Here is a 15,389-nt window from a genome sequence, read left to right on the forward strand (position 1 = left end):
CGCGGTTTACCGCCGGAACGCCAGGCGGCGGTACTCGCTCGGCGTCAGGCCGTACGTGTCGCGGAAGCGGCGGGTGAAGTGCGTCGGGTCGCTGAAGCCCCAGCGGCGGGCGACGGTCGCGATCGTACGGCCGCGGCTCTCCGGCCTCAGCAGCTCCTCGCGGGCGCCCCGCAGCCGCTCGCCGATGATCCACTGTTCGAGGCTGAAGTCGGCCTGGGCACAGACCTTGTAGAGGTAGCGGAGCGAGACGTTGTGCGCCGCCGCGATCGTGGCCGGGCGCAGGTCGGGGTCGGCGAGGTGCTGGCGGACGTACGCGCGGACCTGGGTCGGCAGCGTCTCGGCGAGCACGGCGCGGGTGTGCGGCTCGGCGCCGGCCGCAGAGGCGAGCAGGGCGCGGACCAGCTCGATGCTGGCCCGGCCGAGCACGTCGGCGGCCGGGTCGGCGCTGAGCCGCTCGGCGTCCTGGACGAGCTGGGCGACGTGGTTGGTGACCAGGCCGTAGAGCGGGCTGGTGCGCAGGTTGACCGCCGCCCGCCGGATCAGGTCGACCGGGAGGCCGACCTGGTCGATGGGTACCTGGACGCAGCCGGCCGCGCCCTCGCCCGACCAGGAGAAGTCGTACGGCGCGGAGAGGTCGACCATCAGCAGCTCGCCGGGGGCCACGACCTGCCGGAATCCCAACTGCTCGTGGCGGCCGTCGCCGGCCCGCTGCAGGGAGAGCGCGATGACCGGGGCGGCGTCCTGCTTCGCCTGCTTCGGCGTACGCAGCAGGCGGATGCCGGTGGACCGGGCGGTGAACACGTTGGCCGCGCCGAGGTCCCACACCTCCAGGCGGGTCCGCACGCCACCGCGGGGATCCTCGTGGATCACATAGGACGGAACGGACGCCGCCACCATCGCCGCGTACACCGCCTCGACGCGCTCGCCGGGCGGAATGTCCGCCGTATCCAACACGAACCCCATCTGCGCCGCCCTGGTGTGCACGGTGAGCCGAGAACGGTGCACGCACAGCCCCGACGCCGGCGCGCTCCGCTCACTAGGTTCCCACGCAGGTGGTGCGAGGGGGGCGCCGTGCTCAGGGGGCGGGTCAAGGAACGCGAACGCCTGGAGGAGCTGGTCGCGTCGGTCCGCGACGGACTGAGCGGTGTGCTCGTGCTCCAGGGCGACGCCGGCATCGGCAAGACGGCGCTGCTGGACCACACCGCCGCGGCCGCCGGCGACCTGCGGGTGCTCCGGGTCGCGGGCGTCGAGGCCGAGGCGGACTTCCCGTTCGCCGCGCTGCACCGGCTGCTGATCCCGTACCTGAAGGTGCCGCGCGGCCTGCCCCCGGCGCAGGACCGGGCCCTGCGCGTGGCGTGCGGCCTGGTCGGCGGTGCGCCGGCCGACCGGTTCCTGGTCGGGCTGGCGGCCTTGACGCTGCTGGCCGAGGTGGCCGCGGAGAGCCCGGTGCTGTGCTGCGTGGACGACGCGCAGTGGCTCGACGGCGAGTCCCTGGCGGTGCTGGCCTTCGTCGGGCGGCGGCTGCACGCCGACCGGGTCGGGCTGGTCTTCGCCACCCGCGGCGGCTTCACCGGCCTCGCCGGGCTGCCGGTCATGGAGATCGGCGGCCTGGAGGAGCCGGAGGCTCTGGAGCTGCTCCGCTCGGTCGTGGCCGGGTCGCTCGACGGCCGGGTCGGCGCCCGCATCGTGGCCGCGACCGGCGGCAACCCGCTCGCCCTCACCGACCTCGGCCAGGAGCTCTCCGCCGACCAGCTCGCCGGTGGCCTGTCACTGCCCGACCCGCTGCCGGTCGGCGGCCGGCTGGAGGAACACTACCTGCGGCAGGTACGCGAGCTGCCCGGGGCGACCCGTACCTGGCTGTTGCTGGCCGCCGCCGAGCCGGGTGGCGACCTGGGGTACGTGCGGGACGCGGCCGCCCGGCTCGGCGTCGGCCCGGACGCGACCGGTCCGGCCGAGGCGGCCCGACTGCTGGCACTGCGGGCCACCGTCGAGTTCCGGCACCCCCTCGTCCGTTCCGCGGTGTACGGCGGCGCGACCAGCGTCGAGCGGCGGCACGCGCACACCGCGCTGGCGGCGGCGACCACCCGCCCGGCGGACGCCGACCGGCGGGCCTGGCACCTGGCCGCGGCGAGCGTCGGCCCGGACGCCGCGGTCGCCGCCGAGCTGGAACGCTCCGCGGACCGGGCCGGTGCCCGCGGCGGGTACGCGGCCCGCGCCTCCTTCCTCACCCGGGCCGCCGAGCTGACCCCGGACGGCCCGGACCGCACCGAGCGGCTGCTCGCGGCGGCCGAGGCGGCGTTCCTGGCGGGCGCGCCGTTGCAGGCCCAGGCCTTGGTCGAAGCGGTCGGCGAGGCGGGCGGGGACGGCGTGGTGCGGGGCCGGGCGCTGATGGTCCGGGCCAGCGCGCTCATCACGCTGGGCACCGAGGGCGCGTTCGCCCGGGCGCCGTCGCTCACGCTGGAGGCGGCGGTGTCGTTCGGGTCGGCCGCGCCCGAGCGGGCCCGCAAGGCGCTGCTGATGACCGTCGACCACACGCTCACGGCGGAGGGGCGCACCACCACGCCACCCGTCGACGTGGCCCACGCGATCCGGCGGATGGTCGGCGACACCCCGCCCGCCACCGGCCCCGACCTGCTCATGGACGCGTTCAGCCGGCTCGGCCTGGACGGCTACGAGCGGGCCGTGCCACACATGCGCCGCGCCTGCCAGGCGATGCTCGATCCGCGCACCGCCGAGGAGGAGTACGTGCGCGGCTACGTGCCGGCGGTCTGGCTGAGCATGATGCTGTGGGACGAGCCGCTGCACACCGCGGTGATCCGGCGGGCCGTGGAGGTCACCCGGCGGGCCGGTGCGCTCCGGCAGCTGGACTCCGCCCTGTACTGCGCGGTGATGAACGAGACCAACCTCGGGCACCTCGCCGCCGCGGACGAGCCGCTGGTCGACGGCCATCAGATCCGGGCGGCGATGGGCGCCACCGACGAGGTCTGGGCGATCTACCGCCACCCCGAGCTGCTCGCCTGGCGGGCCGACCGCGACGACATCGAGCCCGCTCTCGACGGCGCCATGGCGGCGGCGACCTGGCTCGGCAACGGCGCGGTCGAGTCGATCGCGCGGATCGGGCGGGTGATCCTCGCCCTCGGCCAGGGCGACTACACGCGGGCCCGGGCCGAAGGCCACCACCTGATCGCCGGGGACGCGCTCGGCGTGCACTCACGGATCATGCCGCACCTGATCGAGGCGGCCGTGCGCAGCGGCGACCGGGTCCTGGCCAACGCCACGCTCGCCACCCTCACCTCCCGGGCGACCGCCGCCGGCGGACCGTGGGCGCTCGGCCTGCTGGCCCGCTGCCAGGCCCTGCTCGCCCCCGCCGGGCGGGCCGAACCGCTGTACCGCGAGGCGATCGCGCGGCTCGCCGGGACCCGGGCGCGCATCGACCTGGCCCGCGCGCACCTGCTCTACGGCGAGTGGCTGCGCCGCCAGAAACGCCGCCGGGACGCCCGCGACCAGCTGCGGACCGCGCTGGCGCGGTTCGAGGAGATGGGTACCACCGGGTTCGCCGCCCGGGCGGCACAGGAGCTGGCCGCCACCGGCGAGACCGCCCGCCGCCGTTCGGAGCGGACCGCGACCGGCCTCACCCCGCAGGAGCTCGCGGTCGCCCGGCTCGCCGCCACCGGGGCCACCAACGCGGAGATCGCCGCCCAGCTGTTCATCAGCGCCAGCACCGTCGACTACCACCTGCGCAAGGTCTTCCGGAAGCTGGAGGTCACCTCCCGCCGCCAGCTCGCCGCCGCGACTACGCGTTTCACGGGATTCGAGGAGAGTTAGCCGCGGCCGACGATCGGGGCACCTTCGTGGACGGGAGCGCGCCATGCCGTTCGTCACCACCGCCGATGGCACCGAGATCTTCTACAAGGACTGGGGTGAGGGGCGGCCGGTCGTACTCAGCCACGGCTGGCCCCTCAACTCCGACAGCTGGGAGGCCCAGCAGCTCTTCCTGGCCGAGCACGGGTACCGGGCGATCGCGCACGACCGCCGGGGCCACGGCCGCTCCACCCAGTCGTGGGGCGGCAACGAGATGGACACGTACGCGGACGACCTGGCCGCCGTCGTCGAGGCCCTCGACCTGCGCGACGTCACGCTGGTCGGCTTCTCCACCGGCGGCGGCGAGGTGGCCCGGTACATCGGCCGGCACGGCACCGCCCGGGTCGCCCAGGCGGTACTGGTCTCGGCCGTACCGCCGCTGATGCTCGAGACCGGCGACAACCCCGGCGGCCTGCCGATCGAGGTCTTCGACGCGATCCGGGCCGGCTCGCTCGCCGACCGCTCGCAGCTGTACCGCGACCTCGCCGACGGCCCGTTCTTCGGCCTGAACCGCCCGGGGGCGAGCGTGTCCCAGGGCGTGCGGGACGCGTTCTGGCGGCAGGGCCTGCAGGCCGGGCACCGCAACGCGTACGAGTCGATCGCCGCGTTCTCGGCCACCGACTTCCGCGCCGACCTGGACGCCTTCGACGTGCCCACGCTCGTCATCCACGGCGACGACGACCAGGTCGTCCCCTTCGAGGTCGGCGGAAAGGCCTCCGCCGCGCGCATCGAGGGTGCGACGCTCACCGTGTACGCGGGCGCGCCGCACGGCATCACCGACACCCACAAGCAGCAGCTGTCCGAAGATTTGCTCGCCTTTGTAAGGAGCCTGCCATGACCACGCCCGACACGATCGTTCTCGTCCACGGCTTCTGGGTGACCCCGCGCAGCTGGGAGCAGTGGATCGCGCACTACGAGGCTCGCGGTTTCCGGGTGATCGCGCCCGGCTATCCCGGCTTCGAGGTGGAGGTCGAGGCGCTGCGGGAAAACCCGCAGATCATCGTCGACGTCACCGTGCCCGCGATCATCGAGAAGATCGAGGGGATCATCCGGGAGCTGGACAAGCAACCGATCATCATGGGCCACTCGGCCGGCGGAGCGTTCACCCAGATCCTGCTCGACCACGGCTTCGGCGCCGCCGGCGTCGCGCTCAACTCGGCGCCCACCGAGGGGGTCCGGGTCGTGCCGCTCTCCCAGGTGAAGTCGACGTTTCCGGTGCTGAAGAGCCCGGCCAACCGGCACAAGGCGATCGGGCTCTCCTTCGAGGAGTGGACGTACGCGTTCACCAACACCTTCACCGAGGAGGAGTCACGCGCCCTCTACGAGCGCTACCACGTCCCGGCCAACGGCGGCATCCTGTGGGGCAGCGTGCTGGCCAACTTCCAGCCCGGCCACCAGGACACCTGGGTGGACTACCACAACGACGACCGGGCGCCGCTGCTGTTCATCTCCGGCAGCGAAGACCACATCATGCCGCCGGCCATCCAGAAGTCGAACGCCAAGCACTACAAGTCCAGCACCGTCACCGAGGTCCGGGAGTACGAGGGGTACGCGCACCTGCTGCCGGCCCAGAAGGGCTGGGAGGAGATCGCCGACTACGCGCTCGAGTGGGCGCTGTCCCATGCCCGCTGACGTCCGCCTCACCCACGTCGGCGGCCCCACCGTGCTGATCGAGGTGGCCGGGTGGCGGCTGCTGACCGACCCGACGTTCGACCCGGCCGGGCGCAGGTACGCGTTCGGCTGGGGCACCTCCTCCCGCAAGCTCGCCGGCCCGGCCGTGCCGGCGGAGGCGCTCGGACCGGTCGACGCGGTGCTGCTGACCCACGACCACCACGGCGACAACCTCGACGACGCCGGCCGCAAGCTGCTCCCCGGAGCCGGCACCGTGGTCACCACCGTCTCCGGCGCGGGCCGGCTCGGTGGTGGCGCGCGTGGGCTGGCGCCCTGGGCATCGACCACATTGGACAGTCCCGGACGGCCCTCCATCGAGGTGACCGCCACGCCCTGCCGCCACGGCCCGCCGCTGAGCCGGCCGATCGTCGGCGACGTGGTCGGTTTCGCGCTGCGCTGGGAGGGGCAGCGGCACGGTGCCCTGTGGATCTCCGGTGACACCGTCCTCTATGGCGGAGTCCGCCAGGTCGCCGGCCGCGTGCCGGTCGGGCTGGCGCTGCTCCACCTCGGCGGCGTGCGCTTTCCGGTGACCGGACCGCTGCGCTACACGATGACCGCCCGTGACGCGGTCACCCTGCTGGCCGAGGTGCGCCCGCACACCGCCGTACCCGTCCACTACGAGGGCTGGAAGCACTTCCAGCAGCCCCGCCCGGTCATCGAGGCCGAGTTCGCGGCCGCGCCGCCCGACGTGCGCGACCGCGTCCGCTGGCTGACGATCGGCACCCCCACCGACCTGGAGACCTGACATGAGAAGACTTCTGACCGCGCTCGTGCTCGTGCTGGCCGCGGCCGGGCTGCTCGCCACGCCGGCGGCGTCCGCGGCGTCCCGCTCGCACGGGCCCAAGCCCACCGTCGTGCTCGTACACGGCGCCTTCGCGGACGCCTCCGGCTGGAACGACGTCATCAAGCGCCTGCACCGTAAGGGCTACCCGGTGCTCGCGCCAGCCAACCCGCTGCGCGGCGTCGCCTCGGACTCCGCGTACATCGCGAGCGTGCTCGCCACCGTCAGCGGGCCGATCGTCCTGGTTGGACACTCGTACGGCGGCATCGTCATCACCAATGCCGCCACCGGCAACCCCAGCGTCAAGGCTCTCGTGTACGTCGCGGCGTTCGCGCCCGACGACGGCGAGCCGCTCGTCGCGCTCCAGACGAAGTTCCCCGGCAGCCGGCTCGGTGAGGAGGCGCTCGACATCCGGCCGACCGGCCCGAGCACCTTCGACGGCTACATCAAGACGAGCGTCTTCCGGGAGATCTTCGCCGCCGACCTTCCGGCCAGCACCACCGCGCTCATGGCCGCCACCCAGCGCCCCGGCGACCTGGCCACCCTGCAACAGCCCTCCGGTGCACCGGCCTGGAAGGCCATCCCCTCCTGGTACCTCGTCGCCAAGCAGGACCGGGTGATCCCGGCCGCCGCCCAGCGCTTCATGGCCCAGCGCGCCGGCGCCCGTACCAGGGAGGTCAACGCCTCGCACGTGGCGATGATGTCCCGTCCGGACGCCGCGGCCGACCTCATCGTCTCGGCCGCGATGTCGTAACCGCCCCACCGCTCCGTGATCGAAGCTCCCCTCATGTCGCTAGAACGGCGTGGCGGGAGCTTCGATCACGGGGGTGGCTGGCGCTCGCGGACCCGTTCGGCGATGGCGTGCCCGAGCTCCGCCGTGGTGCCGGTGCCGTGCAGGTCGGGGGTGAGCGGCGCCTCCCCCGGGCCCCGCGCCAGGACGTCTTCGACGGCGCCGAGCAGGTGCGCGGCCGCCTCGGGGTGGCCGAGGTGCTCCAGCATCATCGAGCCGCACCAGATCTGGCCGACCGGGTTGGCGATGCCCTTGCCGGCGATGTCCGGGGCGGAGCCGTGCACCGGCTCGAAGAGGCTGGGGTGTTCGCGCTCGGGGTTGATGTTGGCGCTCGGGGCGATGCCGAGCGTGCCGGTGCAGGCCGGGCCGAGGTCGGAGAGGATGTCGCCGAAGAGGTTGCTGGCGACGACCACGTCGAACCAGTCGGGCTGGAGCACGAACCGGGCGACCAGCGCGTCGATGTGAAACCTGTCGAGCCGGACGCCGGGAAACCGCTCGGCCATGGCGGCCACCCGCTCGTCCCAGTACGGCATGGTGATGGAGATGCCGTTGCTCTTGGTGGCGGACGTCAGATGCCGTTTCGGGCGGCGATCCGCCAGCTCGAAGGCGAAGCGGAGCACGCGGTCGACGCCGACCCGGGTCATGACCGTCTCCTGGAGCACGGTCTCCCGTTCGGTGCCCTCGAAGACGCGCCCGCCCACGCTGGAGTACTCGCCCTCGGTGTTCTCCCGGACGACGACGAAGTCGATGTCGCCGGGTGCCCGGCCGGCGAGCGGGCTGCGGACGCCGGGCATGAGCCGGCAGGGGCGCAGGTTCACGTACTGGTCGAAGACCCGCCGGAACCGCAGCAGGCTGCCCCAGAGGGAGACGTGGTCCGGCACCACCGAGGGCCAGCCGACCGCCCCGAAGTAGATGGCGTCGTAGGCGCGCAGCGTCTCCTCCCAGTCAGCGGGCAGCATCGTCCCGTGCGCCTGCCAGTAGTCGGCGCTGGCGAAGTCGAACCGCTGGAACTCCAGCCGCAGCCCGAAGCGGTCGGCGGTGGCGCGCAGCGCGTCGAGCCCGGCCGGGACGACCTCCTTGCCGATGCCGTCACCGGGAATGACGGCGATGCGGTGCGACGTCACGATCCCTCCCTCAGCGCCGCGAGGCCGCCCTGCGAGTCCTCGATCGCGATGCGTTCGGCGGCGGCGGAGTCGCCGGCGCGGAGCGCGCGGACCAGGGCGCGGTGGCTGGTGTACCGCTCCAGGCCGAACGTATCGTCCTGCGCCACCCGCCGCAGCAGCAGCTCCCGGCGCCGCGGGCGGGAGAAGACCCGGCTCTGCTCCAGCATCCGGACCAGGACCGGGTTGTGGGCGCAGGCGTTCACGGCGTCGTTGAACTCCTGCATCGCGTCGAGCAGCGCGGTGAGGTGCCGGTCGGTCGGCTGCCCCTGCCGCCGGCGCTCCTTGACCAGGATCAGCAGGTCGTCGGCGCGGTCGAGGATCTCGTCCAGAGCGTCGAGCTGGTCGGCGCTGGCGTGCCGGGCGGCGAACCGCGCGACGAGGCCCCGCAGGCCGACCTCCACCTCGGCGAGGTCGTCGATGGCGGCGTCGCGGATCGCGGCGACCAGCACCGTCCGCGGCCCGATCCGCTCGATGAGCCCGTCGAGCTCCAACCGGCGCAGCGCCTCGCGGACCGGGGTCGGGCTGATCGCGAGCCGCTCGGCCATGCCGCGCTCGGTCACCTTCTCCCCCGAGGCGAGCTCGCCGGTGGCGATGGCGGTGCGGATCTGGCGGTACGCCTGATCGGCGAGCGTCTCCGTGACCGGCATGCCCGCACCCTATCGCATGCGATGGTCAAATTTGGATGCAACTGTTGACTCGTTTGCTACAGCAAAATAGCGTGACGCGGGACACAGCGTGCGAGGAGGCGTGAGCATGGCCGGCACCCGGAGGATCACGTTCCTCGTCGCCCTGGCGATCTTCGCGCAGGAGTCGGCCTGGAACTTCTACGACAACCAGGTGCCCGTCCTGCTCCGCGAGCAGGTGGGCAGCGCGGGGCTGGTCGGCCTGCTGATGGGGATGGACAACCTGCTGGGCATCTTCGTCCAGCCCTGGATCGGCAACCGCTCGGACAACACCCGGACCCGGTGGGGACGGCGCATGCCGTACCTCGCGGTGGGCATGCCGCTGGCCGCGGTGATCTTCGTCTTCCTGCCCTGGGCCACGTCGCTGGCCGCGCTGGTCGGGGTGATGTTCCTCTACGCGCTGCTGGCCAACACCACCCGGCCGCTGACCGAGTCGATGGTGCCGGACTTCGTCGCGCCGGCGCGGCGGAGCCGGGCGAACGCGATCGTGAAGATCGCCACCTCGCTGACCATCATCGTGGCGTCGCTGATCAGCCTGCTCGTCGTCGACCAGCACCCGCGCGGCGCGTTCGTGATCCCGTCGGTGATCCTGCTGCTCACCACCGCGGTGCTGATCGCCACGGTGCGCGACAACCGGTCGCCGGCCTACCAGGCCGCGCTCGCCGAGGAGGCGGCCGCCGGTCCCGCCGGGGCGCGGGTACCGTTCCGGCGGGTGCTCGCCGAGCTGGTCGAGGACCCGGACCGCCGCCGGCTCCTGCTGCTCCTCGCCGTCCTGCTCTTCGGCGGGGCGTGGTTCGCCTCCCGCGCCCTCGTCACGCCGTACGGCATGGAGGCGCTCGGCCTCACCCGCGGCGAGGCGGGCGGGCTCACCCTGCCCAGCGGCGTCGCCTACCTGCTCGCCGCCTACCCGGCCGCGCTCTGCGCCGAACGCTTCGGGCGGTTGCGGACGATGGGCGTGGGCATGGCCCTCTTCGCCGCCGCGCTGGCCGCCGGCACGCTCGCGCAGACCGCCACCGGAACGGTCGTCGCGTTCTGCCTCGCCGCGGTCGGTGCCGCCGCCTTCACGATCAACGCGGTGGTCGCGCTCTGGAACCTGGCCCCCTCCGGTCGGGTGCTCGGCACCTACACCGGCCTGTACGCGGTCACCTGGTACCTCGGCGGCTTCGGCGGACCCGCGCTGATCGGTGCCGTGGTCGACCTCACCGGCTGGGCCGGCATGCTGCTCGACGTCGCGGTGCTCGCCACGCTCGCCGTCCTCGTCGTCGTACGGCTCGGGCACCTGCAACGGCGAGGCGCGCCGGCACCGGCCATCTCCTGACTCCCCGGAAGAGAGCGAATGACGACCATCCTCATCACGACCGACTACCTCACCCCGGGCGACGAGGTGGACAGGTACCTCACCGGCCTGGGCTTCACCACCCGGTACGACCCGATGCGCGGCACCCGCCGGCCGGCGGAGCTGGTCGCCGCACTCTCCGGTGTGGACGGTGCGCTGATCGCCAACGAGCCGATGTCGGAACGGGTACTGCGGCAGGCGCCGAGGCTGCGCGCCATCGTGCGCACCGGCGTGGGCTACGACTCCGTCGACGTGCCGGCCGCCACCCGGCTCGGCATCAGCGTCAGCAACCTGCCCGGGGTCAACGCGAACGCGGTCGCCGAGTACACCATCGCGCTGCTGCTCGCCGTGGCCCGGCGGCTGGTGCCGATGGCCGCCGGGGTCGCCGCCGGCCGCTGGCCCCGCGAGGACGGTCACGAGCTGCGCGGCAAGACGCTCGGCCTGATCGGCTGGGGCGCGGCCGCCCGGCGGGTGGCACCGCTGGCCGCCGCGTTCGGCATGACGGTGCTCTGCGCCAGCGGCGTGCCCGAGGCGTCGCGCGTCGGAGCGCCGGCCCGCTTCGTCCCGCTCGACGATCTGCTGCGCGCGGCCGACTTCGTCTCCGTCCACACCGCGCTGACCGACCGTACCCGGCATCTGGTCGACGCCGCCGCGCTCGCCCGGATGAAGCCGGGCGCGTACCTGGTGAACACCGCACGCGGCCCGATCGTCGACGAGGCCGCACTCGCCGCGGCGGTCCGCACCGGCCGGATCGCCGGCGCGGCCCTCGACGTCGTGGACGTCGAGCCGCTGCCGGCCGGCAGCGTCCTGCGCGGCGTCGACGGCATCACCGTCTTCTCGCACATGGCCGGACAGACCGCCGAGGCCCGCCGCGGCGCCGGACTGGACGGCGCCAAGGAGCTGGTCGCCGCCCTCGCCGGCCACCCCGCGTCCTCCGTCAACGCCCACCTGATCACCGAGCCACGGGAGACCGCGTGACCGAGACTGGGAGACCCATGACCCGCGACTCCGTACGGATCCTCGTGCCGACCGGCATGCTCGGCGGCGGGTTCCCGCCCGAGACCGTGGCCCGCGGGCTGGACCTCGGCGCCGACGTCATCGCCGTGGACGGCGGCTCCACCGACTCCGGCCCGTACTACCTCGGCTCCGGCACCGCCAAGACCGCCGCCGCGGCCGTGGCCAGGGACCTGCGGGTACTGCTGCGCGCGGCGGCCGCCGCCGGCATCCCGCTGATCGTCGGCTCCTGCGGCACCAGCGGCACCGACTCCGGCGTCGACTGGGTCGCCGGCATCACCCGCGACGTCCTCGCCGAGGAGGGGCTGGCCCTGCGGGTGGCGACCGTCTACAGCGAGCAGCGGGCCGCCGACCTCGAGGAGTACCTCGACCGGGGCCGGGTGCACCCGCTGCCGCCGGCCGGTGATCTCGACCCGGCGACGCTGGAGAGCTGCCGGCACATCGTGGCGATGATGGGCCACGAACCGATCGAGGCGGCGCTGGCCGGCGGAGCCGACGTGGTGCTCGCCGGGCGCGCCACCGACACCGCCGTCGCCGCCGCGTACCCGCTCATGGTGGGCATGCCGGCCGGCCCCACCTGGCACGCCGCCAAGATCGTCGAGTGCGGCGGGCAGTGCACCACGAACCCGCGCGCCGGCGGGGTGCTGGCCACCGTCGACGCCACCGGCTTCACCGTCGAACCGCTCGACCCGGCCGTCGCCTGCACGCCCACCTCGGTCGCCGCGCACATGCTGTACGAGACGGCCAACCCGTTCGCCATGCGCGAGCCGGCCGGCACCATCATGGTCGCCGGGGCCACCTACCGGGCGCTGGACGACCGGCGCGTACGGGTCGAGGGTTCCCGCTTCGAGCCCGCCGCGCAGTACACGGTCAAGCTCGAAGGCGCCCGGATCACCGGCTACGAGACGATGTCGTTCACCGCCATCCGCGACCCGCACATCCTCGGCCAGATCACCACGTGGGCCGCCCTCCTGCGCAAGATGATCACCGAGTGGGTGGCCCAGACCCTCGGGCTGGAGCCCGGCGAGTACGCCTTCGACATCCGCCTCTACGGCCACGACGCCGTCCTCGGCGACCTCGACCCGGAGACCCGACCGCCCCGTGAGGTCGGCGTGATGCTCCTGGTCAACGCCGCGGACCAGCGGACCGCCACGGCCATCGCCAAGATCGCCAACCCGCTGATGCTGCATCTGCCCACGCCGGACATGGACCACCTGCCCAGCCTGGCGTTCGCCACCTCACCGGCGGAGACCGAGCGCGGCGCGGCGTACGAGTTCGTCCTCAACCACGCCGTCGACGTGGACTCCCCCACCGCCCTGTTCCGCATCCACCTACCGGAGCAGAGCGATGTCCGGTAAGACCGTCGCCGACCTCGCGCTGGAGGTCCGGTCGAAGAACGCCGGCCCGTTCTGGGTGACGATGGAGCTGTTCATGCGCGACGCCGCCGGCTACGCGGTCGTGGCCGACCCCGGCTTCCTCGACGAGCCGGTGATCGCCCGCCTCTACGGCGTCGCGGCCGACACGATCCAGATCTTCCGGCTCCCCGAGCTGAACGTCGTCAAGATCTCGTTTCCGCGCCCGGTGGTGCAGGGCAGCCTGCACGACCGCGACATCCACGCCGGCCAGCACCACGTACCCCTGGCCCTGCTCCCGCTGCCGGATCGCGGGCCGTAGCGAGCTCACACCTCTTCGGGGGCGTCCACGCCGGGCAGCAGCCGCCGCAGCTCGCGGTCGAGCGTGGCCTCGTCGGTCACCCGGACCCGAAACGGCAGTCGCACGTCGTGGTGCCGGTGCGCGCTCTCCGCCCGCAGGGTCAGCCCGTCGGCGTCGACGGCCACCGGCACCAGCCGGGCGCCGGTGGCGGTCAGGTCCGGATCCACCAGCGCGGCGAACCCGTGCGCGGCGTGGCCGTGCCGGACCAAGCGGGCCAGGTGCGCCGCCTCCACGGTGGCGACCGGGTCGGGACGCGCCGCGCGGTAGGCCGCGACCGGCACGTCGACGGTGGCTCCGCGCCGTTCGAGGCGCACGCTGTCGGGCTCGACCGCCCACAGAGCCACCGGCGGCAGGGCGAGCAGCGCCTGGACGGCCTCGTCGTCGCAGGAGTCGAGGGCGGCCGGGTCGAACCGGCGGACCCTGCCGGTCACCGTCACCCGCGCCCGCACCCGGGCCCGCACGGGCACCGGCACCAGGTGCGTGACGTCGAGCCGGACCGCGCCATCCGCTCCACGGGCGGCGACGAGCAGCCCGCCGAGCGGGGTCATCGCGTCGACGGCGACGACGAACGTGCCGTCGGGAAGGAGGGCGTGCGCGTCGATCAGGTCGGCGGCGGTGCCGGCCACCGCCAGCCGCAGCGAGGTGCAGGTCGCGAGCGCGGAGCGGACCCCCACCGCGTCGGCCGGCGGCCGCCCGTCGGCGAGCGCCGGCGACCGTCTGGCTTCGGACGCCACACCGGCCTCCCTCCACCGCGGTCGACTTGAGGCGAACCCACCCTAGTAGGCAAGGCTTACCTTATTCAAGCGGACCACGGTGCGGGGAGGCCGGTGACCTCTACCGCTCCGGGCGGCTCAGGCCGGCTGGTAGGTCAGGCAGTCGCTGGCCGTGACACCGGAGCCGACCTGGATGGACTCCGCCGTGCAGGCCAGGTTGGCGTTGTGGACGCAGTCGGTGCGGGCGCAGGCGCCGACCGTGCCGGTGATCTCCGCGATGCCCCCGCGCACCGACGACTCGACGAACGTCGCGCAGGACGCGGCCCCGCCGGCCGCCGCGACGGTCACCGCCGGGGCGTGACAGCCACCGTCGTTGAAGCTGCACGCGACCGCCGTACATTCGCGCACGGCAGGCATCTGCAAAAGTGTCTTCATGGCTCCTCCGCTCACTGTTTCCACCTTGAACGATCGAGGGGCGATCACATCCAAGATTAGCCAGGAAATCGTCTGGCAGCACGTCTTCCCGGATCGTACAAGACGAGTGGCGGCGGCATAGTGGCTGCTCAAACACGCGACACGGATTGCAGTGAAATTATCTGGAATTCGTGCCGGCGTGCCGAACCAGAGGTAAGGCTATGCTCTTCTCGCCTTCCGAAAAGGCAAGGCTACCCTTTGTTCACTCTATTCGGGAGTGACCCTGAAATGGGAATCCCGGCCGGTGGCGATCAACGCGGTGGGCCTGGGCGGTACGGTCGTGCGGGAGGGTCGACGGGATGGACTTCACGTTCGTGTCGCGGCGGCCGGCACCGCCCCTGGGCCGGTTCGCCGAGTCGGTCTGGTATGCGCGTGGGCGGATCGACTACCCGTCCGAGCGGATCGCCCCGACCGGCTCGACGGTCGCCGTGGTGGTGCTCGGGTCGCCGATCCTGGAGACGCCGGCGGACGGTGCCGGTGAGCCGTTCCTCGCGACCACCGGTTTCCTGATCGGCCCGCACGACCGGCCGGTCGTCAACGCGCCCACGGCCGAGACGTTCTGCGTGGGGATCGTGTCGACGCCCATCGGCTGCCAGGCTTTGTTCGGCGTCGCGCCGGCGCCGTTGCGTGGCCGGGTGGTCGATCTGGCGACGGCCTGGCCGCCCGCCGCCACGCTGCGGCGCGGTCTGGCGCGGGCGCCGCGCCTGCGCCCGGAGCGGATGCTCGACCGGGTCGAGGCGGCCCTGTTGGCGGGCCTGGGTTCCGGCTCGGATGCGGTCGACCGCTGCGAAGCCGCCGTACGGGCGCTGGAGGCTGACCCCACCCGGAGCATCGGCGACGTGGCCGCGGCGGTGGGTGTGTCACACGGGCACCTGGACCGGGAGTTCATGGCCGTCGTCGGGCTGAGCCCGCGCGCCCTGTCCCGGATCCTGCGGCTGCGCATGCTGCTGGCCGGGCTGGACGTGTACGCGCCGGTGGCGTGGACCGCCCTCGCCACGCGGTTCGGCTGGTTCGACCAGAGCCACTTCATCCGCGACTTCAAGCGCTACACCGGGGTGACACCGTCGCGGTACGTCGCCGCTCAGCGAGGTGTCTTCACCCCGGCACAGGCCGCCCCGGGCTTCGTCCCCGATGTGAAATCTGTGCAAGACGACAATGCTGGGCCGCCGTTACCGTGACGCCGATGCCGG

The 15,389-nt window shown here is 73.4% G+C and carries 14 protein-coding genes and 1 pseudogene; 10 read left to right on the top strand and 5 right to left on the bottom strand.

The annotated features are described in order from the left end of the window. Nucleotides 1–6: 6 nt before the first annotated feature. Nucleotides 7–1,005: a helix-turn-helix domain-containing protein gene (locus RB614_RS26545; protein WP_308715360.1), complete on the bottom strand. Its 999-nt coding sequence runs from the start codon at nucleotides 1,003–1,005 to the stop codon at nucleotides 7–9. Between the two features lie 66 nt (nucleotides 1,006–1,071). On the opposite strand from RB614_RS26545, the gene RB614_RS26550 reads away from it, so the two are divergent. The 5 genes and pseudogenes from RB614_RS26550 (at nucleotide 1,072) to RB614_RS26570 (ending at nucleotide 7,067) form a co-directional block, all read left to right on the top strand. After that, nucleotides 1,072–3,825 (top strand): ATP-binding protein, encoded by a 2,754-nt coding sequence (locus RB614_RS26550; RefSeq protein WP_308715361.1) that lies wholly within the window; start codon nucleotides 1,072–1,074, stop codon nucleotides 3,823–3,825. Nucleotides 3,826–3,829: 4 nt separating this feature from the next. Beyond that, nucleotides 3,830–4,699 (top strand): annotated as a pseudogene (locus RB614_RS26555) (alpha/beta fold hydrolase); the annotation flags it as partial. Next, nucleotides 4,696–5,493, top strand: coding sequence for an alpha/beta hydrolase (locus RB614_RS26560; protein ID WP_308715363.1), 798 nt, complete (start codon nucleotides 4,696–4,698; stop codon nucleotides 5,491–5,493). The pseudogene RB614_RS26555 and the gene RB614_RS26560, both read left to right, overlap by 4 nt. Beyond that, the gene (locus RB614_RS26565; RefSeq protein ID WP_308715364.1) at nucleotides 5,483–6,277 is read left to right on the top strand and encodes an MBL fold metallo-hydrolase; all 795 of its coding nucleotides are present in this window, start codon (nucleotides 5,483–5,485) and stop codon (nucleotides 6,275–6,277) included. The genes RB614_RS26560 and RB614_RS26565 overlap by 11 nt, the downstream gene beginning before the upstream one ends. A 1-nt stretch (nucleotide 6,278) precedes the next feature. Continuing rightward, nucleotides 6,279–7,067: an alpha/beta fold hydrolase gene (locus RB614_RS26570; RefSeq protein ID WP_308715365.1), complete on the top strand. Its 789-nt coding sequence runs from the start codon at nucleotides 6,279–6,281 to the stop codon at nucleotides 7,065–7,067. A gap of 65 nt (nucleotides 7,068–7,132) precedes the next feature. Here RB614_RS26570 and RB614_RS26575 read toward each other — a convergent pair whose 3' ends face one another. Both RB614_RS26575 and RB614_RS26580 read right to left on the bottom strand, forming a co-directional pair. Beyond that, nucleotides 7,133–8,227 carry a tartrate dehydrogenase gene (locus RB614_RS26575; RefSeq protein ID WP_308715366.1) on the bottom strand — a complete coding sequence of 365 codons (1,095 nt, stop codon included), beginning with the start codon at nucleotides 8,225–8,227 and terminating at the stop codon, nucleotides 7,133–7,135. Next, nucleotides 8,224–8,913, bottom strand: a complete 690-nt coding sequence (locus RB614_RS26580) for a GntR family transcriptional regulator (protein ID WP_308715367.1) — start codon at nucleotides 8,911–8,913, stop codon at nucleotides 8,224–8,226. The genes RB614_RS26575 and RB614_RS26580 overlap by 4 nt, the downstream gene beginning before the upstream one ends. A 106-nt stretch (nucleotides 8,914–9,019) precedes the next feature. On the opposite strand from RB614_RS26580, the gene RB614_RS26585 reads away from it, so the two are divergent. Genes RB614_RS26585 through RB614_RS26600 form a run of 4 tightly spaced genes read left to right on the top strand, consistent with a single transcriptional unit; the run spans nucleotide 9,020 to nucleotide 12,973 of the window. Next, nucleotides 9,020–10,267, top strand: a complete 1,248-nt coding sequence (locus RB614_RS26585; protein WP_308715368.1) for an MFS transporter — start codon at nucleotides 9,020–9,022, stop codon at nucleotides 10,265–10,267. Between the two features lie 18 nt (nucleotides 10,268–10,285). Next, entirely contained in the window at nucleotides 10,286–11,263 is a 978-nt protein-coding gene (locus tag RB614_RS26590; protein ID WP_308715369.1) for a phosphoglycerate dehydrogenase, read from the top strand. Nucleotides 11,264–11,280: 17 nt separating this feature from the next. Continuing rightward, on the top strand, nucleotides 11,281–12,657 hold the full coding sequence (locus tag RB614_RS26595; RefSeq protein WP_308715370.1) for an acyclic terpene utilization AtuA family protein: 1,377 nt from the start codon (nucleotides 11,281–11,283) through the stop codon (nucleotides 12,655–12,657). Further along, entirely contained in the window at nucleotides 12,647–12,973 is a 327-nt protein-coding gene (locus RB614_RS26600; protein WP_308715371.1) for a DUF4387 domain-containing protein, read from the top strand. Before RB614_RS26595 ends, RB614_RS26600 begins: the two co-directional genes overlap by 11 nt. Before the next feature lie 5 nt (nucleotides 12,974–12,978). Here the strand turns inward: RB614_RS26600 and RB614_RS26605 are convergent, their stop codons facing one another. Together RB614_RS26605 and RB614_RS26610 are read right to left on the bottom strand one after the other, a co-directional pair. Next, nucleotides 12,979–13,746: a DUF2470 domain-containing protein gene (locus tag RB614_RS26605; RefSeq protein WP_308715372.1), complete on the bottom strand. Its 768-nt coding sequence runs from the start codon at nucleotides 13,744–13,746 to the stop codon at nucleotides 12,979–12,981. Between the two features lie 117 nt (nucleotides 13,747–13,863). Beyond that, nucleotides 13,864–14,160, bottom strand: coding sequence for a DUF1540 domain-containing protein (locus RB614_RS26610; protein WP_308715373.1), 297 nt, complete (start codon nucleotides 14,158–14,160; stop codon nucleotides 13,864–13,866). A 338-nt stretch (nucleotides 14,161–14,498) separates the two neighbouring features. Here RB614_RS26610 and RB614_RS26615 point away from each other — a divergent pair, with 338 nt between their 5' ends. Next, nucleotides 14,499–15,377: a helix-turn-helix domain-containing protein gene (locus RB614_RS26615; protein ID WP_308715374.1), complete on the top strand. Its 879-nt coding sequence runs from the start codon at nucleotides 14,499–14,501 to the stop codon at nucleotides 15,375–15,377. Nucleotides 15,378–15,389: the final 12 nt, after the last annotated feature.

This window comes from Phytohabitans maris (genome assembly GCF_031085175.1).
GTDB lineage: Bacteria > Actinomycetota > Actinomycetes > Mycobacteriales > Micromonosporaceae > Phytohabitans > Phytohabitans maris.